We start from the raw sequence: 26,359 nt of genomic DNA, 5'->3' as shown, positions 1-26,359 counted from the left end.
CTCGACTAAAGTCAGCCTGCGATGAGCTGGCCCCTTGGCTACTGACAGAAGCGAGTCGCCAAGTTTCCTGATAAGCAACGCAAGACGCAGGGAATATCACTCACTCCATGAGGACGAATGATTCAGTCAATGGAGACCATTCATCGGTTCATCGCCGATGGGTCTCTCGCCAATCACAATAACAATGCGAGAACTCCGTCATGAAGGAAGAGAATGCCAAGGCGTATTGGGCCGCCAATATCAGACTGATCATGGGGTATCTCGTGATCTGGTTTGTCGTGTCCTATGGATGCGGAATCCTGTTGGTGGATGTCCTCAACAATATCCAGTTCTTCGGTTTCAAACTCGGTTTCTGGTTTGCTCAGCAAGGGGCGATCTATTTCTTCCTCGCGCTGATCATCTTGTACGCCCGTTCGATGAACAAGCTGGATGAACGCTTCGACCTCCACGAGCAATGAGTGGTGTTGAACCGCTTCCGTGGGCAGGTCTGCGATGAATTACAGCGACGGCTCTGCAGGAAAGGAACAGGACTGAGCGTTTCATCTCTCACGACAACAAGATGATCGATATCGCCAAGGACAACGCCAATGGATGTTCAATTACTGACGTACCTTTTCGTGGGCGCCTCGTTCGCGCTCTACATCGGCATTGCGGTGTGGTCGCGTGCCGGCTCTACCAAGGAATTCTACGTGGCGGGCGGAGGGGTCCACCCCATCGCCAACGGGGCCGCCACCGCTGCGGACTGGATGTCTGCCGCCTCCTTCATCTCCATGGCGGGCATCATCGCCTATGTGGGCTATGACGCCTCCGTCTATCTGATGGGCTGGACGGGTGGCTATGTGTTGCTGGCGATGTTGCTGGCACCGTATCTGCGCAAGTTCGGCAAGTTCACGGTGCCGGATTTCGTCGGTGACCGTTATTACTCGAGCGTCGCACGTACCGTGGCGGTGGTCTGTGTCATCTTCATTTCCTTCACCTATGTCGCGGGTCAGATGCGCGGCACCGGCATCGTCTTCGCGCGCTTCCTTGAAGTGGACGTGAACGTCGGTGTCGTCATCGGCATGGCGATCGTCTTCTTCTATGCCGTTCTGGGTGGCATGAAGGGGATCACCTATACCCAGGTGGCGCAGTACTGCGTGCTGATCTTCGCCTTCCTGGTACCGGCCGTCTTCCTGTCGATCATGATGACCGGACACGTGCTGCCTCAGACCGGCTTCGGCGGCACGCTGGTGGATGCACAGGGCAACGATACCGGCGTCTATCTGCTGCAGAAGCTGGATCAGGTCGTGACCGACCTCGGCTTCCGCGAGTACACCGAAGGCTCCAAATCCACCATCGATGTCTTCTTCATCACGGCGGCACTGATGTGCGGGACCGCGGGTCTGCCGCACGTCATCGTGCGCTTCTTCACGGTACCGACCGTCAGGGATGCGCGTATCTCCGCTGGCTGGGCGCTGTTCTTCATCGCACTGCTCTATACCACTGCGCCGGCCGTGGGTGCCTTTGCGCGGGTGAATCTGGTCGAGACCGTCAACGAGACAGCCTATGAGGAACTGCCGGGCTGGTTCTACAACTGGGAGAACACCGGTCTGATCGGCTGGGTCGACAAGAATGGCGACGGCATCATCCAGATGCGCGGCGGTGACCCCTTCGCGGGCAAGCCGAGCTATGAAGGCGACGCCGACAGCCAGGCCGCTCGTGGTGAGTATGGGCAGCGTCTGGTGAGCAACACGCCCACCGACAACGAGAGCGAGGTCTACATCGACCGCGACATCATCGTGCTGGCCAACCCGGAAATCGGCAACCTGCCGGCATGGGTCATCGCGCTGGTGGCGGCAGGTGGCGTGGCGGCGGCGCTCTCGACGGCAGCGGGGCTGTTGCTGGTCATCTCCTCGGCCATCTCGCATGACCTGCTCAAGAAGACCTTCAAGCCAGACATCACCGAGAAACAGGAGTTGATAGCAGCTCGCATGGCGGCAGCGGTGGCCATCGTGATCGCCGGTTACTTCGGCATCAATCCGCCAGGCTTCGTGGCGCAGGTGGTGGCCTTTGCCTTCGGTCTCGCGGCCTCGAGCTTCTTCCCGGTCATCCTGCTGGGGATCTTCTCCAAGCGCATGAACAAGGAAGGCGCCATCGCGGGCATGCTGGTCGGGCTAGTGTTCACCTTCAGCTACATCGTCTACTTCAAGTTCATCTCGCCGGAGCTCAACACGGCGGAGTACTGGCTGCTGGGCGTGTCGCCGGAGGGGATCGGCTCGCTGGGCATGGTGCTCAACTTCGTCGTCGCGGTCGTCGTCTGCAAGGTGACACCGCCGCCGCCCGAGCACATCCAGCATATCGTCGAGGACATCCGCGTGCCGCGCGGGGCAGGAACGGCAGTGGATCACTGATCCCTGACGACAGCGCCTGGCCCGCTTGACCTCTCGGTCTGCGGGTCAGGCCCTACATATCCCGAGGCCCCGTCGTGCATTCGCAGGCGGGGCCTCATGGCTTGATGATCCGTGCCCTTCGGGACGGAGAGCCAGTGGAGTCGTGTCATGCAAGCCACATTAGTCGAAATTCCGTTCGGCGAGCCGCCGTTCAGCCTGCTGGATGAGCGCAGCCGGGCACGCCTGGCCGAGAACGTCGACCTGCAGTACTTCGCGGCCCTGGAGCAACCGCTGATACCGGGAGCGGTGGGAGAGGCGCTCTTCATCATCCACAAGGGCGAGGTGGTCGAGCTGGCGGCAGAAACGCCATTGCCGGACACCGCCACCCTGGAGCAGGCGCGACGTGAGGGTCACGACGCCTGGCTGAGTCTGCGCATCGGGCATTACAGCAAGGGAGATCTGTTCGGGGCCTTGACCCTGCTCAACGGCGAATGCCGGACACGCTTCGTCTGCGAGCAGGAAACGCTCTGCTATCAATTGCCGGCCGACCACTTCTGTCAGCTGTGTGAAGACAATCCCGGGTTCGAGGAGTATTTCCAGCACAGCCTGCGTGACAAGGCCCGGCTGCTCGCGGCGTATCGGGACACCCGACTCGGCAGCAGCCGGGACCAGACAGGCTTCATGCTGGCGAGGGTGATGGATTGCATGCGTCCGCCACTGGTGATGCCAGCCAGCAGCAGCATCGAGGCAGGCGTGAAGGCCATGGGAGAGGCTGGTGCTGACAGTCTGATCATCGAGGTACAGGGCCGTTGTGGCGTGGTCACGCGCACCGATCTGCTCAACGCACTGGTGCTGGAGGGACTCCCTGCCACGCATCGTCTCGCCCCTCTGGGCACCTTCGCGCTGGTGGCGGTCACCGCCGAGGATTATCTGTTTCAGGCACTGGTCCAGATGACGCGTCATCGGGTCGCCCGCGTGGTGGTGCAGGAATCGCTCGCTGCCGATGCCAAGGTGGTCGGAGTCATCGAGCTGACCGATGTGCTGGGCTTCTTCTCCAATCGTAGCCAGCTGGTCAGTCTCGAGATCGAGCGCGCGGCGGATCTGGAGGCGCTGGCGCTGGCCAGTGCTCGCCTGCCGGAGCTGGTCCGCGCGCTGGTTCTCCAGGGCGCGCATCTGCGCCATGCCATGGCACTGCTCAGCGCCCTCAATGGGCGTCTGATCGAGCGCACCTTCGCCCTGCTGGTGGAAGAGCAGCACCGAGTCTCCTGCTGTCTGATGCTGATGGGCAGTGAGGGGCGTGGCGAGCAGATGCTCAAGACCGACCAGGACAACGGGCTGATTCTCGCTGATGGTCATCAATGGCCAGACTGCAGCGACGCCATGCAGACCTTCAGCGCTACCCTGGCACGCCTCGGCTATCCACCGTGTCCGGGCAACATCATGGTCTCCAATCCAGAGTGGGTCGCGACCGAATCCCGCTGGCGCGGCAAGGTGGCGCGCTGGTGTGCCGGACGCGATGGGGAGGCGCTGATGAATCTGGCCATCGTCTTCGATGCGCGCGCCAGCGGTGGCAATGCCGAGCTGGTCGACAGTCTGCGCGGACACCTGGTGCAGCATGCCCGACGTGATGAATTGCTGCTGTCGCACTTCGCGCGCCCGGCATTGCGGTTCTCGACGCCGTTGACGCTGTTCGGCTCACTGCGCTCACCCCGCCATGGCATCGACATCAAGAAGGGCGGCATCTTTCCCATCGTGCATGGGGTGCGCACCATGGCGCTGGAGCGTGGCGTGATGGCGACCGGCACCTTTGCGCGTCTTGAGGTGCTGGTAGAGGAGGGGCGTATCGAGGCCAGTGACAGCGAAGATCTGTCTGAGGCCCTGTCGCTGTTCTCCGAACTGCGTCTGCGTCAGCAGTTGCGGCATCTCGAGGAGGCGCCGGCCAACGCTGGCAGACACGCTGAGCAAGAGCTGTCCGAGGCACGGGGTGACGCCAGCACCGCCAGTGCCAATCTCATCATCACCCAGTCGTTGTCTTCGCTGGAGCGGGACCTGCTGCGCGATGCCTTGAGTCGGGTCAAGGATTTCAAGCAGCGCCTGACCCATCGTTATCACCTGGATTACTGACGCGCGGCCGAGCGCCGCAAGGAGATGGCATGTTCCAGCAGCTACGTCGTGCGGCAGACCGCCGCCGCCATGGGCATGGCGAGTTTGCCGAGCTGTTCAGACCCTGGCACGCCAGTGAGCATGAGGGAGAGCGGGTGGCACTGGATTGCGAGACCACCAGCCTCGATGTCGAGCGTGCCGAGCTGGTCTCGCTGGCGGCGGTACGTTTCGATGCGCGCCGGGTGAGGACGGCCAGCGCGCTGTCGTTGCAGCTCCAGTGTCCGGAAGGCCTGCGCGGTGACTCCATCCGGATTCATCGCCTGCGCGGAATCGACCTGCATGGTGGCGAGGCGCTCGGCGACGCCTTGCACCAGTTGCTGGCCTTCATCGGCAATCGCCCGCTGGTGGGGTGGTGCATCGATTTTGATGTCGCGGTGATCAATCGCCACCTGCGGCCACGTTTCGGCTTCGACCTGCCCAATCTGCGTCATGATCTCGCGCGCGACTACCTGAAGCGCTGTCGTCACGCTCAGCCCGAGGCCGCGCCGGACCTGCGCTTCGAGGCCATGGCCGAGGCGCTGCAGGTGCCGGTGATCGGGCGGCACACTGCGCTGGGGGATGCCGTGACCAGCGCCATGATGGCGCAGCGCCTGATGCTGCCGGTCACTCAAGTCGTGTCACGTCACGATGCCTGTTCAGGCTCATGAGCCTGAACCACCTGGTCCATGCGTCGCCCGGGCGACGAGCCTGTGGTTGATGGCCCTGCGATTGATGGCCCTGTCGTTGTTAAACCTCTTGGCTAATAAACCAAGGTCTGTTGCCGGAATGTCCAATGGCAAGACATCACCAGCTTGGCCACACTGGCCCCATACGACGACGCCACGCTGCTTTTCCTCATCGTGACAGGCATGCGCGAGCCCTTGTCGAACCGGATTACACGCCAGTGCAGTACCGACCAGCAACACGGTCAGCCATGCAGGATGCATTACCGAGCAGATTGATAATCATAACGGGGTAGCGACAGCGTGCAGAGGTCATGATCGACGAAGACCTGCTGTCAGCCAGCCCCAGTCAGGCCCGAGGGATGTGAACGCTTCGCCCTGCGCGATGACGGATGCACTCTCGGGATCGCCATCACTACGCCAGGTGATGGCACCGGGCCTTGGGCACCTGCCTGAGGCCCGGTTTCAGATTGGGCACCACGCGCTGTTGCCTTTCTTGCCTATTCAGGGTTCTTGCCCACGAGGTGCGACATGCTGATCGCGACCAACACGTTATTGATCATTGGCCTTGCCATCGTTCTGTTTGCCTATTCCCTCTACATCCGTCGTACCCAGGATGTCCGGGGAGTACTGATGTTCTGGTCTCGCAAGCTGGCGCTCACCGCGCTCGAATTCCGACTGCAGCGCTTCGGCATCATGGTGATGCTGGGCGGAGTGGTCATCCGCTATCTGGAAGTCCTGCGGCTGTTCTGATCGCTTCCCGTCATCTGCACGAATCCCCCCACGCCCGCTGACTGCGGGCGTCTTGCGTATTGCGGCAAGCCGTCCGCCTCTGTGACGTGACACTGGCCGATGCTAGACTGTGTGCCCTCCCAAACTGCCTGTCTGATGCCCCATGTTCACACCTGAAACTGACGCCACCTCCCGCACGCATGACGCAGCGGATGCCAAGCATGAGCTGAACAAGCTGCAGAAGCGGCTGCGCCGCAATGTCGGCACCGCCATCACGGATTACGGCATGATCCGCGATGGCGACAAGGTGATGGTGTGCCTGTCAGGTGGCAAGGACTCCTACACCATGCTGGACATCCTGATGAACCTGCAGCGCAATGCGCCGGTCCAGTTCAGTCTGGTGGCGGTGAATCTGGATCAGAAACAGCCCGGTTTCCCGGAGCACGTGCTGCCGGCATGGCTTGAGTCAGTGGGCGTGGAATACCACATTCTCGAGCGTGACACCTATTCCATCGTCAAGGAGAAGGTGCCCGAGGGCAAGACGACCTGCGGGCTGTGCTCACGCTTGCGGCGTGGCTCGCTGTACGGCTTTGCCACCGAGATAGGGGCGACCAAGATCGCCCTTGGCCATCACCGCGATGACATTCTCGAGACGCTGTTTTTGAACATGTTCTTCGGTGGCAAGCTCAAGACGATGCCGCCCAAGCTGCTGTCGGATGATCAGCGGCATATCGTCATTCGTCCGCTGGCCTATTGCCGCGAATCGGACATCGAAGCCTATTCCACGGCGCGTCAGTTCCCGATCATTCCCTGCAACCTGTGTGGCTCCCAGGAGAACCTGCAGCGTCAGGTGGTCAAGGAGATGCTGCAGGACTGGGAGACGCAGCATCCCGGGCGGCTCGAGACCATGTTCCGTGCCGTCACTTCCGTGGCACCCTCGCACCTGGCGGACCGTGAGCTGTTCGACTTCGCGGGGCTGGATGAGAAGCGCGATCGCTTCCAGGCCACGCGTATCGATGCGCTGGACATGGACTCGGAGCAGGCCGGCATGGCAGAAGACCTCTTCGAAGCCGAGCGCCGTGTTCAGACTGCCTCCGAGACTGCGGCCTCATTGGGCCGGGAGCTCTAAGCCCGGATCCTGCTGACATCCGCGAATCCCCGACGCCATCTCGCCTGTCGCGAGGTGGCGTCGTGCGTTTCAGGGCCGGTAATCCGTAAATGGCAAGACGGGACAGCGCTGGCGTGCGTGAGTGGAACGTCATCGACAGTTGATGGCCCGCGACCATTGTCGTCTCGCCTGACGGGGCAACTGTCCGCATGCTCTGAGGATGTCGGATGACCCAAGGGCAGGGGGCGGTGATGGACAATGATGTCGATGAACGTGGCAATGGTCAGCAGGGCCAACGTCTGGCGGCGACGGTGCTGCATGGCTTTGATGAGTACCGCTCGCGCTTCAAGCAGATTTCCAGCGATGCCAGACGGCGTTTCATCGAGGCCGACTGGCGTGAGGCACAGCAGGCCTCGGCGGCACGCATCAACCTCTATGACGAGAAGGTCGCCGCGACCATGGAGCGCCTGGCGCGCGCCTTCGAGCCTGAGCGTCTGAGCGAATGCACCCTGTGGGGCGAGGCCCGACGCCATTACATGACGCTGATCGATCAGCGCCTGGACTACAAGCTGGCCGAGACCTTCTACAACTCCATCTTCTGCAGTGTCTTTTCCCACCGTCATATCCGGGACGACTGGATGTTCGTGTCATCCTCCCGGCAGGCGCCAGCTCGCCACTCCGGGATGAGCATCAGCCACCGTGTGCCGGTCGAGGGTGATTGGGCAGGGGCGCTGGACACGGTATTGAGCGAGGCCCCGCTGGGGATCGCCTTCGAACACCAGGGGCGCGACGTGACATTGGGCGCCGAGATGCTGCTCGAGGTGTTGCCACCCGAGGTGCGTGAGGCCTCCGATGCCACCTTCGAGGTGCTGCGCAGCGTCTTCTATCGCAACAAGGGGGCCTACCTCATCGGACGCATCGAGGGCGGCGGGCAGACGCTGCCGCTGGTGCTGCCGGTACTGCATACCGAACGCGACGGCGTCTATCTCGATACCGTGATCATCGAGCCCGAGGAAGTCTCGATCATCTTCTCCTTCACCCGCGCCTACTTCCAGGTCGAGATCGAGGTGCCCGGTGAGGTGGTGGGCTTCCTGCAGACACTGATGCCCGACAAGCCCATCGGCGAGCTCTACGCTGCCATCGGGTTCTACAAGCACGGCAAGACCGAGCTTTTCCGTGGCCTCAACGACCACGTCGCCAGCCGCACCGACCGATTCATCATCGCGCCGGGCGTGCGAGGCATGGTGATGGCGGTCTTCGTGCTGCCCAGCTATCGACTGGTCTTCAAGCTGATCAAGGATCGCTTTGCGCCCAGCAAGGACATGAGCCGCGACCAGGTGCGCCAGAAGTATCGTCTGGTCAAGCGCCACGACCGCGTCGGCCGTCTGGCGGACACTCAGGAGTTCTCCAATTTTGCCGTCGGACGCGATCATTTCGATCCCGACTGCCTGGCCGAGCTGCTGGAGGTCTGCAGCTCCTCCATCACGCTGCGCGGCAACAAGGTACTGATTCGGCATTGTTATACCGAACGCATGATGACGCCGCTCAATCTCTATCTCGAGCAGTGTGATGAGGATGAGACGCGCGCCGTGCTCAATGACTACGGCAATGCGATCAAGCAGCTGGCCGCGGCCAACATCTTCCCCGGCGACATGCTGCTGAAGAACTTCGGCGTGACCCGTCATGGTCGGGTGGTCTTCTACGATTACGACGAGATCAACTATCTCACCGAGTGCAATTTCCGCGAGATTCCCGAAGCGCTCTACCCTGAGCAGGAGATGGCCAGCGAACCCTGGTATTCCGTGGGACCGAACGACATCTTCCCGGAAGAATTCGGCCCCTTCCTGTTCGCGGATCTTGGGCTGCGCAAGCTGTTCTACGAGCTGCATCCGGAAATCTTCCAGGCCAGCTGGTGGAAGGGGCTGCAGGATGCCATCACGGCGGGACGGGTGATCGATGTCTACCCCTATCGCAACAAGCGACGTTTCGGGGTCGATCGCAGCCAGGACTTCATCGATGACTGAAGGCTTGCGTTCGGACAGGAAGCGCCCCCAGGCTCGGCAATGGGACGTCACGATCAAGTTCACAGCGAGAGAGAGTGTTGGATGAGTGAAGGTTTCAGGGATCCTGGCGCGCGCCATGGTCGGCATCTGGTCGTGCTCAGTGGCGCAGGCATCAGCGCGGAAAGCGGTCTGCGCACCTTCCGTGCGGAAGATGGCCTGTGGGAAGAGCACCGTCTGGAGGAGATAGCCACTCCGCAGGCATTTCGGCGTGATCCGCAGAAGGTGCTGCGCTTCTATGATGATCGCCGTGCCCAGGTCCGGCGGGCCAGGCCCAACGCGGCGCACAAGGCACTGGCAGAACTTGAACAGGCCGGTTTTCGTGTCTCGGTGATTACCCAGAATATCGATGATCTGCACGAGCGCGCCGGCTCGCGCGAGGTCATGCATCTGCATGGCGAGATTCTCAAGGCACGCTCGAGCGTCGACCACGGCTTGCGCTACCCGCTGCCGCGCGGTGGCATTCGGCTGGGAGACCTGTGTGACAAGGGCAGTCAGTTGCGCCCGGACGTGGTGTGGTTCGGTGAGGCAGTGCCACTTTACGGCGTCGCCGAAGGCATCGCGGCGGAAGCGGATCTGCTGCTGATCGTGGGGACCTCGCTCAAGGTGATGCCGGCCTCGAATCTCTATGCAGCGGCACCGTTGGATGCCCCCATCGTGCTGGTGGACCCGAATGCCCATGAGCTGGCGGAGCCCGGCGTGCATCCCCTGGCGGAAAGCGCCGGGCAGGCAGTGCCACGTCTTGTGCGCCATTGGTTGTATCAGGGACACCTGGGCCTGCCTGATACGTTATGATGCGCGGCTTCAGGCCTGCCATGGGCGGTGGGCCAGCAATCCCGGAGGCAAGCAACCTTCGGTGACCGGAAATTGAAAGCATGTTTGAGACGCTGAATCGTTTCTTCCCGCTGTGGGCCCTGTTGTTCGCCGGCCTCGCCGTGCTGGCGCCGGCGCCTTTCGTGGCCCTCAAGGATGTCATCCAGCCGCTGCTGGCCCTGATCATGTTCGCCATGGGACTGACGCTGTCGCGTGAGGATTTCATGCGTGTCGCACGTCGCCCGGGGCCCATCGCGCTGGGCCTGCTGCTGCAATACAGCGTGATGCCGCTGGCTGCCTTCCTGATCGCGCGGCTGCTGGGGCTGGACCCCGCGTTGACGGTCGGCATGGTGCTGGTGGGGGCCACTGCAGGAGGAACCTCCTCCAACGTGATGACCTGGCTCGCCGGTGGTCACGTGGCCCTGTCCGTCTCGATGACCATGGCCTCGACACTGCTCTCCATCGTGATGACGCCGCTGTTGACCTGGTGGCTGCTGGGGACGGACATCGACGTGCCGGTGAGCGGCATGCTTCTGAGCATCGCCAAGCTGGTGGTGGCGCCCATCGTGCTGGGTGTCATCGTGCATCACTTCGCGCGTGACGCCATCCGCGAGTGGGAATCGGCGCTGGCGAGTCTGGCCATGCTGGCGATCGTGCTGATCATCGCCATCGTGGTGTCGCTCAATGTCGGTCGCCTGGCCACGCTGGGCCCGCTGGTGGCATTGGCCGTCGTGGCGCACAACGCCATCGGCCTGAGCGCCGGCTATGGCCTGTCGCGCCTGTTCGGACTGGATGAGCGTACCTCGCGCACCATCGCCATCGAGGTCGGCATGCAGAACTCCGGACTGGCGGCGTCACTGGCCAGCCAGTTCTTCTCCGCCACGGCGGCGTTGCCGGGAGCGATCTTCTCCATCTGGCACAACGTCTCCGGCTCGTTGCTGGCCGGTTACTGGAAGCGTCGGCCGCCGAAGTTCGTGACCGGCGGCAAGCACCGCTACGAGGTATAGCCGCGACACTCGCTGAGTGAACCACGCTTGGCGACACGAGACGGCAACATGAGAAAGGGACACGCATGCTAGAATGCGCGTCCCTTTTTCTTTGGTACTGACCACCCATCATGTGTGATTCCCGTCTTACGCCGGCCGTTGGTCATCCCGCCAGCGTTGATCAAGCCGCTTCCTCCGCCCCTGAGTCGACCGAGCCGGGCGAGGCCAGCGGTATCACGACGCTTCCCAGTGGCGAGCCGGATGAGTGGCACGGACGCCACCCGCGACGGGAATTCAAGGCGCGTGGCAGCCAGGTGATCCGTTGCGAGGCCTGCCGTCTGCCCAGGCTCAACTGCCTGTGCCCGTATCAGGTCAGCGCGCAATCACGGATCACGTTCTGGTTGATCACCCACCCGTTGGAGCACTACAAGCCCACCAATACCGGGCGCCTGATCGCGGATGTGCTGGCGGGCACCGAGGTCTTCAGCTGGTATCGTGTCGAGCCCGACCCCCGCCTGCTGGCGCTGCTGGAAGATGAGCGCTATCAGCCGTTCATCATCTTCCCGGACGATCAGCCGGACTATGCTGATCGCGTGGTCGACGTGAACGCCATCGCCGGTGTCGGGCCCGAGGTGGCGACGCATACCGCCAGTGGCGAGGAGCGCATTCCGGTCTTCATCCTGCTGGACGGGACCTGGCGTCAGGCGCGTCGCATCTTCCGCAAGAGCCCTTATCTGGATGGTCTGCCGGTGCTGCCGCTGCACACCACGCGTCTGACGCGCTATCACCTGCGCAAGCCGGCGTCCCAGTCACATCTGTGCACGGCGGAGGTGGCGGCGGAGCTGCTGCGTCAGGCGGGGGAGGAGGAGGCGGCCAACGTGCTGGATGATTACTTCGACGCCTTCAATGACTGCTATCGCGCCAGCCGGATTCACTATGTGCTGGAGCCGACCGCACCGATGCGTCGGCTGTTGGCTCGCCGTGAGGCCAATGCCGGCGAATAGCCGTGACACAGAAGTGAGAACGCCCCCGTCGGAGCCATCCGGCGGGGGCGTTCGCGTTCAGGGGCGGGCAAGAGCTTGTCCGCTCCGCCTGCTCGACGGGCAGGACTCAGCGTCGCCAGAAGGCCGGCGTGAACAGAACCAGAACCGTGAAGATCTCCAGACGCCCCAGCAGCATCGCCAGAATCAGGATGCCCTTGGCCGCCCCCGGGATATCGCCGTAGTGGGTCGCGACCTCACCGAGTCCCGGCCCCAGGTTGTTGAGCGCAGAGCCGACCGCCGACCAGGCCGTGACCTGATCCAGTCCGGTGGCCAGCATGCCCAGCATCATCAGCACGAACAGCAGCAGGTAGACGGAGAAGAAGCCCCACACTGCCTCCGCGACCCCTTCGGAGATGCGCATCTTGCCCACCTTGACCGAGAGGATGGCGTTGGGGTGGATCAGACGATGCACCTCACGCACGCCCTGCTTGAGAATCAGCAGGATACGGATGACCTTCATGCCGCCGCCGGCGGACCCGGAGCACGCGCCGATGAAGGCGGCGATGAACAGCATCATCGGCAATACGCCCGGCCAGCCGGTGAAGTCGGCGACGCCGAAGCCGGTGGTGGTGGCCACCGAGACGGCCTCGAACAGGCCATGGCGCAGCGCCTTGCTGTCATCGTAGCTGCCGGTGAGCAGCAGGCCGGCGATGGTCACGCAGGTCAGGATCAGCAGCAGGATCAGGAAGAAGCGGGTCTCGGGATCGCGCAGATAATGACTGATCCGCCCCTCGCGCCAGGCGGCGAAGTGCAGGCCGAAACTGATCGAGGACACCACCATGAAGAACACGCAGATCATCTCGATGGTGGCGGAATCGAAGTAGCCGATGCTGGCATCGTGGGTCGAGAAGCCGCCCACCGCGACGGTGGAGAAGCTGTGGCCGAGGGCATCGAACCAGCTCATGCCGGCGGCCCAGTAGCTGGCGAAGCACACCAGGGTCAGGGCGGCGTAGATGTACCAGAGCGCCTTGGCCGTCTCGGTGATGCGCGGCGTCAGCTTGGAGTCCTTCAGCGGCCCGGGGATCTCGGTGCGATAGAGCTGCATGCCGCCGATACCGAGAGTCGGCAGGATCGCCACCGCCAGTACCACGATCCCCATGCCGCCCAGCCACTGCAGCTGCTGGCGATAGTAGAGGATGGAGTGGGGCAGCAGATCGAGCCCCGTCATCACCGTCGCCCCGGTGGTGGTAAGTCCCGAGAACGACTCGAACATGGCGTCGATGATCGACAGGTTCGGGTCCTCGGCGAGCAGGAAGGGCAGCGACCCGAAGGCACCCAGCACCGTCCAGAACAGTACCGTGATCAAGAAGCCATCGCGGTTGCGCAACTCCTTGCGGGCATGCCGGTTGGGATAGAACAGCGCGAAGCCGGTCAGCAGGGTGATGCCGAGGGCGATGGCAAAGGCGCTGAGGGTATGGTCCTCGAAGGCCAGCGAGATGAGCATCGGCGGGACCAGCGTCAGGCTGAACAGCATCAGCAGAATGCCGAGGATGCGATAGATGACGCGCAGGCTCATGCACGACCCCCACGCATCATGACGCGAATGTGGCGGCCCATGCAGCGAGCCCGGCTTGCGAGAGACATCGTGGCGGCCATCATCAGAAGAAGGTCAGCCCGACCTGGAACAGGCGCTCGACTTCCCGGATACGGCGCTTGTCGACCACGAACAGGATGACGTGGTCGTTGGATTCCACCACCAGATCGTGATGCGCGACCAGCACTTCCTTGCCACGCACCACGGCACCGATGGTGGCACCCTCGGGCAGATTGATGTCCTCGATGCGCCGGCCCACCACCTTGGAGGAGCGCTCATCGCCGTGGGCGATGGCCTCGATGGCTTCTGCCGCGCCGCGCCTGAGAGAGTGCACGTTGACGATGTCGCCCTTGCGCACATGCGTCAGCAGACCGCCGATGGTGGCCTGCTGCGGCGAGATGGCGATATCGATCTCGCCACCTTGCACCAGGTCCACGTAGGCCGCGTTGTTGATCAGCGTCAGTACCTTCTTGGCGCCGAGTCGCTTGGCCAGCATCGAGGACATGATGTTGACCTCGTCATCGTTGGTCAGCGCGCAGAAGATGTCGCAGTCCTCGATGTTCTCCTCCAGCAGCAGGCGCTTGGAGGTGGCGCTGCCGTGCAGGACCACGGTGCGGTCGAGGCGCTCGGACAGGTCGGTGCAACGGGCCAGCGAGTGCTCGATGATCTTGACCTGATGGGTGTGCTCCAGCGTCTCGGCCAGGCGCTCACCGATGTGGCCGCCACCGGCGATCACCACGCGGCGGAAGTTGCGGTCCACGCGGCGCAGTTCACCCATCACGGTGCGGATATCCTTGCGCGCCGCGATGAAGAACACCTCGTCATCGGCCTCGATCACGGTATCGCCACGCGGGATGATTGGACGATTGCGCCGGTAGATGGCTGCCACGCGAGTATCCACGTTGGGCATGTGACGACGCAGGAAACCGAGTTCCTGACCGACCAGCGGACCGCCATAGTAGGCCTTTACCGCTACCAGCTGGGCGACACCATTGGCGAAGTCCAGCACCTGCAGGGCGCCGGGATACTCGATCAGGCGGCGGATGTGATCCGTCACCACCTGCTCGGGACTGATCAGCACGTCCACCGGGATGGCATCGTGGGAGAACAGGCCCTTGCGAGTCAGGTAGGCGGTGGAGCGCACCCGCGCGATCTTGGTCGGGGTATGGAACAGGCTGTGGGCGATCTGACAGGCAATCATGTTGACCTCGTCAGAATTGGTCACCGCGATCAGCATGTCGGCATCTTCGCCGCCGGCCTGACGCAGCACCTGGGGATAGCTGGCCGCGCCGGTGACGGTGCGGATATCGAGACGGTTGTGCAGCTCGCGCAGCCGCTCGGTGTCGGTGTCCACGACCGTGATGTCATTTTCTTCATGGGCCAGGTGTTCGGCGAGTGTGCCGCCGACCTGACCTGCACCCAGAATGATGATTTTCATGTCCGGCTCGTCCGCTGTTGCTCAGTCGGCACAGGATAAACCAGTGCCATGACGGAAGACAGCCGTGCCCCGGGAGTCGGGGCACGGCTGTCCTGATGTGCCAGGCGCGTCATCTCGCAAGCCGGGATGCGGTACGCCTGTCCGGTGATCCTGCCGAGCCTCAGGCGCCGGCCTTGGTGATGTGCGCCAGATAGAAGCCATCGTGGCCATTGACCTGCGGCAGCATCTGACGACCGGCACCGGAGACACGGCCCCAGTCGGCCTTGATGGTCTCGGCCTTGGCATCCGGCGTGGCGGCCAGGAAGCGATCCATCACCCGGGCGTTTTCCTGGGTGATGATGGAGCAGGTGCCGTAGACCAGGGTGCCGCCGGGCTTGAGCATGCCCCACAGGTTCTCCAGCAGCTTGCCCTGCAGGCGTGCCAGGTCCCCGATGTCGTTCGGGCGACGCAGCAGCTTGATGTCCGGGTGACGGCGGATGACGCCACTGCCGGAGCAGGGCGCGTCGAGCAGGATGACATCGAAGGCTTCGCCGTCCCACCAGTCGCGCTCGCTGGCATCGGCGCACACGACGCCGGCGCCCAGTTCCAGACGCTCCAGCGTCTCTTCCACGCGTTCGAGACGCTCGCCGTCGATGTCGATGGCAGTGGCGTCCAGCGCGGGGAAGCGCTCCAGCATGTCCGCCAGCTTGCCACCCGGCGCGGTGCAGGCATCCAGCAGGCGCACGCCTTCCCCTTCGGGGTTGATGGCCGTCACGGCGGGGGCCAGCAGCTGACCGGCCAGTTGGGCGGCCTCATCCTGCACGCTGACCAGGCCTTCCTCGAAGCCCGGCAGGGCACTGACGTCGCAGGCGCTGGCCAGGGTGATGCCGTGCTCGGCGAAGGGGCAGGCCACGGCGTCGATCTCGGCGTCGGCCAGCTGGGCGAGGTAGTCCTCGCGGCTGATGGCGGCGACGTTGACGCGCAATGTCATCGGGGCCTGGGCGTTGTTGGCGGCGGCGATGGCTTCCCAGTCGTCCGGCCAGTTGCGCTGGAAGGTGTCCAGCAGCCACTGCGGGTGGGAAAGCGCCACGGCGGGGTCCTTGTCGACCTCGGCTTCCAGTGCTTCCTGCTCACGCTGGAAACGACGCAGGCAGGCATTGAGCACGCCCGTCGCCCAGCCCTTGCCCAGGCCGCGTGCGGCGCCAGCGGTCTCACCGACGGCCGCGTGCGGCGCGATGCGCATGTACAGCAGCTGATAGAGGCCGAGCAGCAGCAGGGCGTGGATATCCTGGTCCTGCGCCTTGAAGGACGATTTCAAAAGCTTGCCCGCGAGTGCGTCCAGACGCGGCAGCTGGCGGCAGACACCGAAGCACAGTGCCTTGTAGAGGCCCTGGTCACGCCCGGCGACGCCAGACGGCAGGCCGTCCAGATTCAGAGAGGTCTTTGCCGCCAGTACCGGCGCCAGGGTGCGCGCAGCGGCAACCCGGACGGCAGCGCCCGGTGAGGCCGGGGCATTGTCAGGCTTGCGGCGCGCACCACCGTGCTTCGAACCACCGCCCTTGCTGCGGGCCGGCGGCAGGGAGTTACGCTTCTTGCCGTTGCCCTTGGAGGACGGGTTGTCTGACTGGCTCATGCGGAAGTCTCGGTCTGTGAATCGGAATCAGGGGCGTGGTCGGCGCCGAGGACAAGGCCCTCGGGGAAGCGCGCGGCACGTGAGTTGAGCAGGTCCTTGACGGACAGCGGCTTGGCACCGGGCAGCTGGGCACGGGTGATCTCCAGCACCTGATGGCCATCACCGCAGGCGATGCGCAGGCAATCATTGCCGGGCGCCAGCAGAGTGCCGGGTGACACGAAGTCTGCGAGGCGCTGCTCGCCCGTGCGCGACATCCACAGGCGTAGCGGCTCGCCGTCCAGGCGTGTCCAGGCCACCGGCCACGGGTTGAAGGCGCGAATGCGCGCGTCCAGCTCTGCGGCGGGACGGGTGAAGTCGAGTTCCGCCTCGGCCTTGGAGAGCTTGGCGGCGTAGGTGACACCTTCCTCGGGCTGTCGGGTCGCCGGAAGATCGCCATCGGCGATGGCGTCGAGGGCCGTGACGATGGCCTCGCCGCCCTGTGCCGCCAGGGCATCATGCAGCTCGCCGCCAGTAGTGCTGGCGGTGATCGGGGTGCGACGGATCAGCAGCATGTCGCCGGTGTCCAGGCCGGCATCCATCTGCATGATGGTGACACCGGATTCGCTGTCGCCGGCCTCGATGGCGCGCTGGATCGGCGCGGCACCGCGCCAGCGTGGCAGCAGGGAGGCATGGATGTTCAGGCAACCGAGGCGTGGGATGTCGAGCACGGCCTGCGGCAGGATCAGCCCGTAGGCCACCACCACCATGATGTCGGCCTCGAGATCGCGCAGGATCTGGCGATCGGCCTCGTCCTTGAAGTTGAGCGGCTGATGGACGGGAAGGTCGTGCTGGAGTGCCAGCTGCTTGACGGGGCCGGGGGTCAGCTTGCGGCCGCGCCCGGAAGGGCGGTCAGGCTGGGTATGGACACTGACGATCTCATGGCGGCTTTCGAGCAGCGCGGCGAGACATTCGGCGGCGAAATCGGGGGTGCCGGCAAAGGCGATGCGCAGGGCTTTCGACATGCAAGAGCTCTCATATGGGGAGCGCGGCCGAGGGCCAGGCTCAAGGTGCTGACGGTAAAGGAGGGATTCAGGCGGTGCCGGTGAATCACTCATCAACAAGCAGGGAGGCCAGAGGAAATCCTCCGGCCTCCCTGCGATGTGACATGGCGCACCGGAGTCCCCTCCGGCGTGCGGATCACGCTTCCTGCAGCTTGTGGCGCTTCTGCATCTTCTTCATCACCCGATCACGCTTGAGCGGGGAGAGGTAGTCGACGAACAGCTTGCCTTCGAGGTGGTCGTTCTCGTGTTGGATGCAATGTGCCAGCAGGCCTTCGGCCTCGAGTTCGTAGGCCTCACCGTTGCGATCCTGAGCGTTGAGCCGTACTTTCAGATAGCGCGGCACTTCGGCGTAGTATTCCGGGATCGACAGGCAGCCTTCCTGCATCGGCTCCTGCGCTTCGCCGATGGGCGTGTATTCGGGATTGACCAATACCAGAGGCTGGGATTGATCTTCGCTGACGTCGATGACGATCAGACGACGATGCACGTCGACCTGGGTAGCGGCGAGGCCAATGCCACGCGCGTCATACATGGTCTCGATCATGTCGTCGATCAGGGTCTGCAGTTCCGCGTCGAAGGTGTCGATCGGGGCGGCAACATTGCGCAGACGCTCATCGGGGAATTCAAGAATTTCGCGCTTGGCCATGACTGGTGTAATTACCGTTGTGCTGTCAGTGGAGATTTGCCTGATATTGTAGTGTGCACAGCCGAGGAACGGAACCGATGGCCTTCAATGCTGCTACTATCGCGGCAATAGTCATGATTGATCGCGAGTTCCGTCAGGCAGGGGCAAGGCTGGGCGGCACGCGCTCGGCGCGGGTTTGAGACAGGCCATCACCACCGACAACAACAGGTGGCATCAACGCAAGGGACGCAGGAATGGGCATGAAACGACTGGTCGGCAACGCCGTGTTCACGGCACTCCTTGGCATGGCGACGCTGGGGGCAAGCGCAGGGACGTCGCTGGCGCAGGCGGCAACCGTACGTGATGACGTACCCTCCACCTATGTGGTGGTGCGCGGCGACACGCTGTGGGACATCTCGGGACGCTTTCTGCGTGAGCCCTGGCTGTGGCCGGAAGTCTGGCGTGCCAATCCGCAGATCAAGAATCCACACCTGATCTATCCGGGAGATCGCATCTCGCTCTATTACGAGAACGGCGAGCCTCGTCTGCGCCTGGAGCGTGGCCAGGGCGGCGTGGTCAAGCTCTCGCCCAAGATTCGCAAGATTCCCAAGCGCGAGGCCGTGCCACCGATCCCGCTCGAGAAGATCTCCGCCTTCCTCAAGGACCACCGCGTGGTCGATCCTGGCCTGCTCGAGAATGCGCCCTACGTGGTGGCCGGTGACGACACGCGTCTGATCAGTGGTGCCGGGGATACCGTCTATGCGCGTGGTCAGTGGCCGGCCTATGACACCTTCAGCATCTACCGGACGGGGCAGCGTTACCTGGACCCTGTCACCCAGGAATTCCTGGGCCTGGAGATGATCAGTATCGGGGATGTCCAGCTGGAGCGTCGCGAGGGCGACATCGGCGTGATGCATGTGGTCTCGGCCAATCGCGAGATTCTCAACGGTGATCTGCTGTTGCCGGCCGATGGCGGGGCCATCAGCACCAGCTTCCAGCCACAGCCTCCCGTCGAGGTGTCGGGCGGCGAGATCCTCGCGGCACCGGACGGACTGCGCAACATCGGTCGCAATGACATCGTGGCGCTCAACCGCGGGAGCCGGGATGGCGTGGAGCCGGGCTTCGTGTTCGGTGTCGAGCGTCAGGGCGAGACGATCACCGACCCCAAGACAGGGGAGCCGATCACTCTGCCGGGCGAAGAGGGCGGCCTGCTCATGGTCTTCCGTATCTATGACAAGGTCAGCTATGCCCTGGTGATGAAGGCGGAGCGCCCGCTGAGTGTCGGAGACAAGCTGCTGGAGCCGCATGGCTGAGCAGACATGCCCGGTATTTGATCCGCAACTGTGAGCATCCGCTCGGGAGGTGTGGCGTGTCGATCGATGGTGATGTCGAGCAGCGCCGCCCCTCGCGGGCGGATTTCGTCTTTCTGGCGCGTCTTCCGGGTATCGGTACGCACACCGTGGCCAAGCTGCTTGAACGAGCTGACTGGCCACAGGGGTGGCTGGCGGCACTGCCGTCGCGCCTTGCCGCGCCTGTGCGGCTGTGGTGTGAGCGACCCGCATCTTCACCGCTTCATCAGCAGGTGATGACGGATCTTGCCTGGCATGCGCCAGAGCAGGGGCGTCATCTGCTGACCCCCGCCGATGCCGACTGGCCTGCCATGCTGGCGCTGTTGCCAGATCCGCCCATCGCGCTGTGGGCCCTGGGCAGGCGCTCCCTGCTCGAGCAGCCCATGCTGGCCATCGTCGGTGCCCGCAAGGCGAGCCCCGCTGGCATGACGCATGCGCATGACCTGGCCGCCGAGCTGGTCTCCCGGGGCTGGAGCGTTGCCAGTGGCCTGGCGCTGGGCATCGATGCCGCAGCGCATCAGGGGGCCTTGAATGCTGCGCAGCGCCTGGAAGCCGATGCCTATCCCGCGCCACCCTCGACTCTCGCCGTGCTCGGGTGTGGCGTCGACGTGACCTATCCTGCCCAGCACCATCAGTTGCGGCTCCGGCTGCTGGAGAGCGGAGGCCTGCTGCTGTCGGAGCATCCGCCTGGTACCGGGGCGCATGCCCGTCATTTCCCGCGTCGCAATCGTCTGATCACCGGCCTCTCGCATGGCGTGCTGGTGGTGGAGGCCACGCTGCGCAGCGGCTCGTTGGTCAGCGCGCGTCTGGCGATGGAGCAGAACCGCGAGGTCTTCGCATTGCCCGGGCGGATCGATGACATCGCCTCCAGCGGATGTCTGGAGCTGATCCGTCAGGGGGCTACCTTGGTGCGTGATGTCGATGACATGCTCGCCGAGCTGAGCCATCTGATGCCGACGGAGCAGCGTCGCCCCTTGGCCAGCCCTCGAGGTGTCGTTGACTCGCCATCCACGCCTCGCGTCTCCTCCTCCCGTTCCGTGCCGACGGGGGCGCGCGGCAATGCGCTACCCGAGAATCTGCCGCTGCTGGAGGGGGACAGGCCTGTCGCGGAGACGTCGCCTGTGCCTGCCCCGCTGTGTTATCTGAGTGCGATGCCACTGGCACTGGATCAACTGGTGGAGCTCTCGGGGACGCATGTGAGTGTCCTGAGCATGCAGCTTCTGGAGCTGGAGCTGGAAGGGCGTGTGGTGCAGGCGCCGGGAGGCTGGAAGCGCCTGTAAGCCGTTCAGACATCCCGTCATGGCCCGTCGTGTTTCACGCAAGCTTGCGCAGCGAGCCGTCTCTAGACATCAAAACGCCCTTCAGCGCTGCCTCGGCGGCATCTGAAGGGCGTTCCTGTTTTCTGCAACCCTCAGGCGAGTCACGCTCGCCTGAGGGCGTTGCCGGCCATGCATGGCCGGCAACGTGAACTCACTTGCCTTGGCTGACGCTGCCGCTCTCGGGTTGCCAGACATTCAGTGCCGCCTCGCGCATGGCACGCTTCTCTGCATCGCTTGCTCCCCAGTTGCCGTCATAGACGACACCTTCCCATTCGCCGTAGGTCGGGTTGGGCAGCATGATGAAGCGGCGTCCGAATTCACCGGCCTGCTTCTCGACTTCCGCGTGGCGTGCCGCGCTGGTGGCTTGCTGGAAGGCCTGATCGAAGTCCCCCAGGTTGTCACCCATCAGGATGACGATGTCGTGCTCGGCCGTGACGCTGGCGCGGCGTGCGGTCTTGTCGGAGCTGTCGGTACGCGGCATCACGTGCTCGGCATTCGCCTGCGGGAAGCCCAGTGCGGCGAGATTGTCGATGGTGGCCTGCTTGCCGCCTGCCTTGCGATTGGTGATGTAGTAGACATCGACACCGCTGTCGTGGGCGTAGTTGAGGAAGTCGACGGCGCCCGGGGAGGCGGTGGAGACGGCGTCGTCTACCCAGTCCGCCCAGCTCTGGCTGTCGTAGGTACGGCCTTCGCGCAGCGCCCAGCCACCATAGCTGGTGGTGTCGAGCACGGTATCATCGACATCCACGACCACCGCGAGTGGCTTGTCCTCGGCAGTGCGGCGCGCGAGTGCCAGATTCAGACGATCATGCGCCACATTGAAGGCCTGCAGCGACAGACCATGGAATTCAGCACTGTGTTGTATCCAGAGGGTCGCCAGCATGGCCTGGTCGCTGAGTGGAGCGGCCTGGGCGGCGGCGGGGGCCCCACCTTCGGTGGAATTCAGGGAAGGCGTCTGTTCCACTGTCGGGGCTCCAGAGCTGGCACAGCCGGCCATCGTAAACAGGAGGGCGGCAGACGTACTGAGGGTCGCAAGACGGCGCATGAGGCAGGGTTTCCTTGTTCGGGAGGAGAGGGTGGATTCGTGGTGACCTGCGGTCATCGTGATCCAGGGATGATGCGATTGCGGGATGATGACGTGATGTCGGTGCCATCATAAGTCATGCCTGCGCGACTCAGCGTTGCGTCGGCCTCGCGCTGAGTGGCGTGGTAGAATCCGCCGACTGTCGATGCGGCGACAGGCAAGCCGCCTCGCCGTATCCCCTCTGCCAGTGTCCATTTCCAGGAGTCCGTGCGGATCATGAATGCCAGTGCTGTTTCGTTCGATCTTTCCGCGGTAGCGGCGGCTGCCGAGCATGTGCGTGGTGGCGGCATCGTCGCCTATCCCACCGAGGCCGTGTGGGGGTTGGGATGTGACCCCGACGATGGCGAGGCGCTGTCGCGCCTGATCCGGCTCAAGGAGCGCGATCCGTCCAAGGGACTGATCCTGATCGCCGGCGACGTGACGCAGATCGAGCCCTGGCTTGAAGGGATCTCCGAGCAGCAACGTGAACGGTTGATGGCCAGCTGGCCCGGCCCCTTCACCTGGCTGGTGCCTGACAATGGTCGCGCCCATCCGCTGCTCAAGGGAGAGCACGTGAGTCTGGCGGTACGTGTCAGTGATCATCCTCTGGTCCAGGCGCTGTGTGCGGCGCTGGATGGCCCGCTGGTATCCACCTCGGCCAATCGTGCGGGAGACGCTCCGGCGATGACGGCTGCCGAAGTGCAGGCTGCCTTCGGTGAGGCGCTGGCGGATGACGTGATTCTGACGGGGCCGCTGGGCGGCAATCCTCGCCCCAGTACCATTCGTGATCTGGTGACCGGCGAGGTCCTGCGGGCCTGAGCGTTCACTTTCTTGATGCAGGTCAGGCACGCAGACGAGTTCGTCTGCCCGGCCCGCGCGGGAGGGGTATGCTGGCGCTTTCGTTTTCCTCGGCAAGCGCAGCGACGTTATCGTCGCTTTGACATCTTTCATTTTTCGATTCACCGGAGGCATCGTGGCACACGCCAATCTTGAAGACGTGAAGGTCTACCTGCTCGACCTGCAGGACCGCCTGTGTGATGCATTGCAAGCCTGCGATGGCAAGGCTGACTTTCGGGAAGACAGCTGGGAGCGTGCCGAAGGTGGCGGCGGCCGCTCACGAGTCATCGAGAATGGCGGTGTCTTCGAGAAGGGCGGCGTCAATTTCTCGCATGTCTTCGGTCACGAGCTGCCGGCCTCGGCGACTGCCGTTCGTCCTGAGCTGGCGGGCCGCAGTTTCCACGCGGTGGGGGTCAGCTGGGTGTTGCATCCCCATAATCCGCATGTCCCGACCAGTCATGGCAACGTGCGCTTCTTCATCGCCGAGAAGGAAGGCGAGGAGCCGGTCTGGTGGTTCGGAGGCGGTTACGACCTGACGCCGTTCTATCCGGTGCTGGAAGATGCCCGTCATTGGCACCAGACCGCGCACGATGCCTGCATCGCCTTCGGCAGCGATGTCTATCCTCGCTACAAGGCCTGGTGTGACGAGTATTTCTATCTCAAGCATCGCGGTGAGACGCGTGGCATCGGCGGCCTGTTCTTCGATGATCTCAACGAGTGGGGTTTCGAGCGTTGCTTCGCCTTCCAGCAGTCAGTGGGAGACAGCTTCCTCGATGCCTATCTGCCCATCGTCGAGCGCCGTCGTGACACGGCCCATGGCGAGCGTGAACGCAACTTCCAGCTCTATCGTCGCGGCCGGTACGTGGAATTCAATCTGGTCTGGGACCGTGGCACCCTGTTCGGCCTGCAGAGCGGCGGACGCACCGAGTCCATCCTGATGTCGATGCCGCCGGTGGTCCACTGGGAGTATGGTTACCAGCCCGAGGAAGGCAGTCCCGAAGCCGCGCTCTATCGTGATTTCCTGCATGCCCGCGACTGGCTGGGCGAAGAGGCCTGATCGCGTCATTGACCCTGATGTTTCACTGTGATTGTCACCGGAGTCCTGATGTCCCGCTACGCTGTATTCGGCAACCCGATTGCCCACTCGAAATCCCCGCTGATTCATCGTGCCTTCGCTGAGCAGCTCAAGGACTCCCTGAGCTACGAGGCGCGACTGGCGCCGGTGGATGACTTCGCGGCTGGCTGGGCCGAGTTCGTCGCTGAAGGCGGGCAGGGGGCGAATGTCACCATGCCCTTCAAGGAGCAGGCCTATCGGCTGGTCGAGGTATTGAGTCCGCGAGCTCGTCGCGCCGGTGCCGTGAATACTCTGCTGCTGGGCAAGAATGGCCAGCTGTATGGCGATACCACTGATGGCGTCGGGCTGACCCGTGACCTCGAGCGTCTCGAGGCCCCGCTCACGGACGCGCGTATCCTGATTCTTGGCGCTGGCGGCGCCGTGCGTGGCGTGCTGGAGCCTCTGTTGGCCAAGCAGCCTGCGGCATTGGTGATCGCCAATCGCACCGCTGCCAAGGCCAGCGCGCTGGCCGAGGACTTCGCGGACCTGGCGGGAGATGGCTGTCAGCTCTCCGGTGGCAGCTACGAGGCCATCGAGGGTCAGTTCGACCTGGTCATCAATGGCACCAGCGCATCGCTGGGCGGTGAGTTGCCGCCGTTGCCGGATTCGTTGTTCTCATCGCATGCGCTGGCCTACGACATGATGTATGCCGCCGGGCCGACCGTCTTCATGCGCTGGGCCAGCGAGCAGGGGGCACGGGGCGAGGATGGTCTCGGCATGCTGGTGGAGCAGGCGGCCGAGTCCTACTTCCTGTGGCGTCACAAGCGCCCGGAGACGGGGCCCGTGGCGGACATGTTGCGCGAGCTGCTGACAGACTCCTGACGAAAATTCAGGCTGTTGCTGCACCTTGGGGTATCAGTGATGAAAGCGCCGGCACTTCGCTGAACGAAGTGCCGGCGCTTTGCGTTGCGCAGGATGGGGCGGAAACGCGAGAGGCTGAGCACGCTCTTCAGGCACTAGCGGCAGATAGTGTCGAAGGTGTACAGGTTTCCAGGCGATAGCCATGCTGATACACGCTCTTCAATCGCAGGCCGCGACTACCGTCGAGTTCCAGCTTGCGGCGCAGGCGACTGATATGAGTGTCGACGGTGCGGGTGGAGATGTCCCCATTGATCCCCCATACCATTTCCAGCAGATAGGCCCGTGAGAACAGTTCCCCCACATGACGCAACAGCAGCACGGCAAGCCGGTACTCGCGCTGTGTCAGATTGACGGGGTGATCGCCGCACCAGATGGTGTGCTCATCCTGTTCGATCCGGTACTGGCCGGGGAGCGCTTCCACTTCCTGCGATCCATTGCTGGCCTTGCTGTTGGCAAGGCGTCGTCCCAGCGCGGACACCCGGGCTGACAGCTCTCTGGGATTGATGGGTTTGCTCAGGAAGTCGTCGGCACCATGCTGCAAGGCATGCACGACATCCTCCTCTCCCTGGCTTGCGGTGATGAACAGGATCAACCCCTGCCAGCCGTGTTCATTGCGCAGCGTACGCGTCAGTTCCATGCCGCAGGCATCCGGCAGCTGCCAGTCGATGATCAGCAGGTCGAAGCTGCGTTCACGCAATGCGCGCAACAGTTGGCTCGCGCGTTCGAATCCTGCCACTTCATGCCCCTGGGACTCGAGACACAGGGTCAGATAATCACGTTGATCATGGTCATCTTCGAGAATGCCGATATGCATGTCGTTGCCTCCCTGCGTGGGTATGACCAGCAGTCTACGCGCCCCTTGCGTGAGACCGCGTCACAATGGTTCACGTTTGGCCCGACGATGGCGGCTTATACTCGTTCCCAGCTGCTCTCTTGCTGTCGTGCACCTCTGCTCATGGTGGCTCGTGATTGGCGATGATGCCTCGCGACGGTGAATCACTGGCCGTGATCAATGGCTACCCATGATCCACAGGAGTCTCCCTCATGCCTCTTCTCGTACTCTCACGCCGCTTCATTCTGGCGTCACGTCGCATGCGCCACTGGCTCCTGCTGATGGCGTTGTCGCTCTCACCCTTCGCCCTGGCGCTGGAAGCACCGCAAGGGCCGGTCGTGCTGCGCGTCACGGGTGATATCCGTCACGTCAATGCCGGTGATGAGGCACATTTCGATCGCGCGATGCTACAAGCGCTGCCACAGCGGGAAACCGTGACCACCACGCCATGGCATGACGGTGAAGTCAGCTTCAGCGGACCGCTCGGTTCGGCGCTGATGGAGGCGGTGGGCGTTGACAGTGGCACCATGCGCATCGTCGCGCTCAATGACTACGCGGCCAATGCCCCGGTGCAGGATTACTTCGACTACCCGGTGATACTGGCCATGCAGGCCGAGGGCAAGCTTCTTCGGGTACGCGACAATGGCCCGATCTTCATCATCTATCCCTTCAGCGAGCAGCCGGATCTCCTCAACGAGGAAATCATGACTCGCTCTGTCTGGCAGGTGAAGCGGATCGTCATCGAACGCTGAGCCCACATTCTCCGCTCCGTCTGATGAGCTCTGGCAGGATGCCTGTG

At 63.5% G+C, this 26,359-nt stretch carries 23 protein-coding genes; 16 read left to right on the top strand and 7 right to left on the bottom strand.

Annotated features, from left to right (window positions below; all coding sequences use genetic code 11):
* Nucleotides 1-200 precede the first annotated feature (200 nt).
* The 10 genes from QD228_RS15790 (at nt 201) to QD228_RS15745 (ending at nt 11,897) form a co-directional block, all read left to right on the top strand.
* A complete protein-coding gene (locus QD228_RS15790; protein WP_077380124.1) occupies nt 201-458 on the top strand; it encodes a DUF4212 domain-containing protein in 258 nt (85 codons plus the stop codon).
* A gap of 129 nt (nt 459-587) precedes the next feature.
* Nucleotides 588-2,390 (top strand): cation acetate symporter, encoded by a 1,803-nt coding sequence (locus QD228_RS15785; RefSeq protein WP_279876026.1) that lies wholly within the window; start codon nt 588-590, stop codon nt 2,388-2,390.
* A gap of 147 nt (nt 2,391-2,537) precedes the next feature.
* Entirely contained in the window at nt 2,538-4,493 is a 1,956-nt protein-coding gene (locus QD228_RS15780) for a DUF294 nucleotidyltransferase-like domain-containing protein (protein WP_279876025.1), read from the top strand.
* Between the two features lie 29 nt (nt 4,494-4,522).
* Nucleotides 4,523-5,179, top strand: coding sequence for a 3'-5' exonuclease (locus QD228_RS15775; RefSeq protein ID WP_279876024.1), 657 nt, complete (start codon nt 4,523-4,525; stop codon nt 5,177-5,179).
* Nucleotides 5,180-5,725: 546 nt separating this feature from the next.
* Entirely contained in the window at nt 5,726-5,947 is a 222-nt protein-coding gene (locus tag QD228_RS15770) for a hypothetical protein (protein ID WP_077380116.1), read from the top strand.
* A 142-nt stretch (nt 5,948-6,089) separates the two neighbouring features.
* On the top strand, nt 6,090-7,055 hold the full coding sequence (ttcA, locus tag QD228_RS15765; RefSeq protein ID WP_077380114.1) for a tRNA 2-thiocytidine(32) synthetase TtcA: 966 nt from the start codon (nt 6,090-6,092) through the stop codon (nt 7,053-7,055).
* A 230-nt stretch (nt 7,056-7,285) separates the two neighbouring features.
* The gene (gene aceK / locus QD228_RS15760) at nt 7,286-9,058 is read left to right on the top strand and encodes a bifunctional isocitrate dehydrogenase kinase/phosphatase (protein ID WP_077380112.1); all 1,773 of its coding nucleotides are present in this window, start codon (nt 7,286-7,288) and stop codon (nt 9,056-9,058) included.
* Nucleotides 9,059-9,139: 81 nt separating this feature from the next.
* Nucleotides 9,140-9,889, top strand: coding sequence for a Sir2 family NAD-dependent protein deacetylase (locus QD228_RS15755; RefSeq protein ID WP_077380110.1), 750 nt, complete (start codon nt 9,140-9,142; stop codon nt 9,887-9,889).
* A gap of 80 nt (nt 9,890-9,969) precedes the next feature.
* Nucleotides 9,970-10,914, top strand: coding sequence for a bile acid:sodium symporter family protein (locus QD228_RS15750; protein ID WP_077380107.1), 945 nt, complete (start codon nt 9,970-9,972; stop codon nt 10,912-10,914).
* Nucleotides 10,915-11,024: 110 nt separating this feature from the next.
* Nucleotides 11,025-11,897 (top strand): DTW domain-containing protein, encoded by an 873-nt coding sequence (locus QD228_RS15745; protein ID WP_279876023.1) that lies wholly within the window; start codon nt 11,025-11,027, stop codon nt 11,895-11,897.
* Nucleotides 11,898-12,003: 106 nt separating this feature from the next.
* On the opposite strand, the gene QD228_RS15740 is transcribed toward QD228_RS15745, so the two are convergent.
* The 5 genes from QD228_RS15740 to def all read right to left on the bottom strand — a co-directional run bounded on the left by QD228_RS15740 (nt 12,004) and on the right by def (nt 18,206).
* Nucleotides 12,004-13,452, bottom strand: a complete 1,449-nt coding sequence (locus QD228_RS15740; RefSeq protein ID WP_077380103.1) for a TrkH family potassium uptake protein — start codon at nt 13,450-13,452, stop codon at nt 12,004-12,006.
* 82 nt (nt 13,453-13,534) lie between these two features.
* Nucleotides 13,535-14,908 (bottom strand): Trk system potassium transporter TrkA, encoded by a 1,374-nt coding sequence (gene trkA, locus QD228_RS15735; RefSeq protein WP_077380101.1) that lies wholly within the window; start codon nt 14,906-14,908, stop codon nt 13,535-13,537.
* Between the two features lie 160 nt (nt 14,909-15,068).
* A complete protein-coding gene (gene rsmB / locus QD228_RS15730; RefSeq protein ID WP_191237660.1) occupies nt 15,069-16,520 on the bottom strand; it encodes a 16S rRNA (cytosine(967)-C(5))-methyltransferase RsmB in 1,452 nt (483 codons plus the stop codon).
* A complete protein-coding gene (gene fmt / locus QD228_RS15725; RefSeq protein WP_077380097.1) occupies nt 16,517-17,521 on the bottom strand; it encodes a methionyl-tRNA formyltransferase in 1,005 nt (334 codons plus the stop codon). Before fmt ends, rsmB begins: the two co-directional genes overlap by 4 nt.
* Nucleotides 17,522-17,696: 175 nt before the next feature.
* Nucleotides 17,697-18,206, bottom strand: coding sequence for a peptide deformylase (gene def / locus QD228_RS15720; RefSeq protein ID WP_077380095.1), 510 nt, complete (start codon nt 18,204-18,206; stop codon nt 17,697-17,699).
* 239 nt (nt 18,207-18,445) lie between these two features.
* On the opposite strand from def, the gene QD228_RS15715 reads away from it, so the two are divergent.
* Together QD228_RS15715 and dprA are read left to right on the top strand one after the other, a co-directional pair.
* The gene (locus tag QD228_RS15715) at nt 18,446-19,498 is read left to right on the top strand and encodes a LysM domain-containing protein (protein WP_205632725.1); all 1,053 of its coding nucleotides are present in this window, start codon (nt 18,446-18,448) and stop codon (nt 19,496-19,498) included.
* 56 nt (nt 19,499-19,554) lie between these two features.
* The gene (gene dprA / locus QD228_RS15710) at nt 19,555-20,814 is read left to right on the top strand and encodes a DNA-processing protein DprA (RefSeq protein WP_279876022.1); all 1,260 of its coding nucleotides are present in this window, start codon (nt 19,555-19,557) and stop codon (nt 20,812-20,814) included.
* Between the two features lie 190 nt (nt 20,815-21,004).
* On the opposite strand, the gene QD228_RS15705 is transcribed toward dprA, so the two are convergent.
* Nucleotides 21,005-21,898 carry a 5'-nucleotidase, lipoprotein e(P4) family gene (locus QD228_RS15705; protein ID WP_279876021.1) on the bottom strand — a complete coding sequence of 298 codons (894 nt, stop codon included), beginning with the start codon at nt 21,896-21,898 and terminating at the stop codon, nt 21,005-21,007.
* Nucleotides 21,899-22,153: 255 nt separating this feature from the next.
* Here QD228_RS15705 and QD228_RS15700 point away from each other — a divergent pair, with 255 nt between their 5' ends.
* The 3 genes from QD228_RS15700 to aroE all read left to right on the top strand — a co-directional run bounded on the left by QD228_RS15700 (nt 22,154) and on the right by aroE (nt 24,689).
* Nucleotides 22,154-22,735 (top strand): Sua5/YciO/YrdC/YwlC family protein, encoded by a 582-nt coding sequence (locus QD228_RS15700; RefSeq protein WP_077380089.1) that lies wholly within the window; start codon nt 22,154-22,156, stop codon nt 22,733-22,735.
* 154 nt (nt 22,736-22,889) lie between these two features.
* Nucleotides 22,890-23,810 carry an oxygen-dependent coproporphyrinogen oxidase gene (gene hemF, locus QD228_RS15695; protein ID WP_077380086.1) on the top strand — a complete coding sequence of 307 codons (921 nt, stop codon included), beginning with the start codon at nt 22,890-22,892 and terminating at the stop codon, nt 23,808-23,810.
* Nucleotides 23,811-23,855: 45 nt separating this feature from the next.
* Nucleotides 23,856-24,689 carry a shikimate dehydrogenase gene (gene aroE, locus QD228_RS15690; protein WP_279876036.1) on the top strand — a complete coding sequence of 278 codons (834 nt, stop codon included), beginning with the start codon at nt 23,856-23,858 and terminating at the stop codon, nt 24,687-24,689.
* A gap of 127 nt (nt 24,690-24,816) precedes the next feature.
* Here aroE and QD228_RS15685 read toward each other — a convergent pair whose 3' ends face one another.
* The gene (locus QD228_RS15685; protein ID WP_279876020.1) at nt 24,817-25,542 is read right to left on the bottom strand and encodes a response regulator transcription factor; all 726 of its coding nucleotides are present in this window, start codon (nt 25,540-25,542) and stop codon (nt 24,817-24,819) included.
* Between the two features lie 230 nt (nt 25,543-25,772).
* On the opposite strand from QD228_RS15685, the gene QD228_RS15680 reads away from it, so the two are divergent.
* The gene (locus QD228_RS15680; RefSeq protein WP_279876019.1) at nt 25,773-26,312 is read left to right on the top strand and encodes a hypothetical protein; all 540 of its coding nucleotides are present in this window, start codon (nt 25,773-25,775) and stop codon (nt 26,310-26,312) included.
* The last annotated feature ends 47 nt before the right edge of the window (nt 26,313-26,359 follow it).

The organism is Cobetia sp. 3AK (genome assembly GCF_029846335.1).
In the GTDB taxonomy this organism is placed as follows: domain Bacteria; phylum Pseudomonadota; class Gammaproteobacteria; order Pseudomonadales; family Halomonadaceae; genus Cobetia; species Cobetia marina.
The sequence above is the reverse complement of the archived record's forward strand: the minus strand, read 5'-3'. Positions and strand labels throughout refer to the sequence as shown.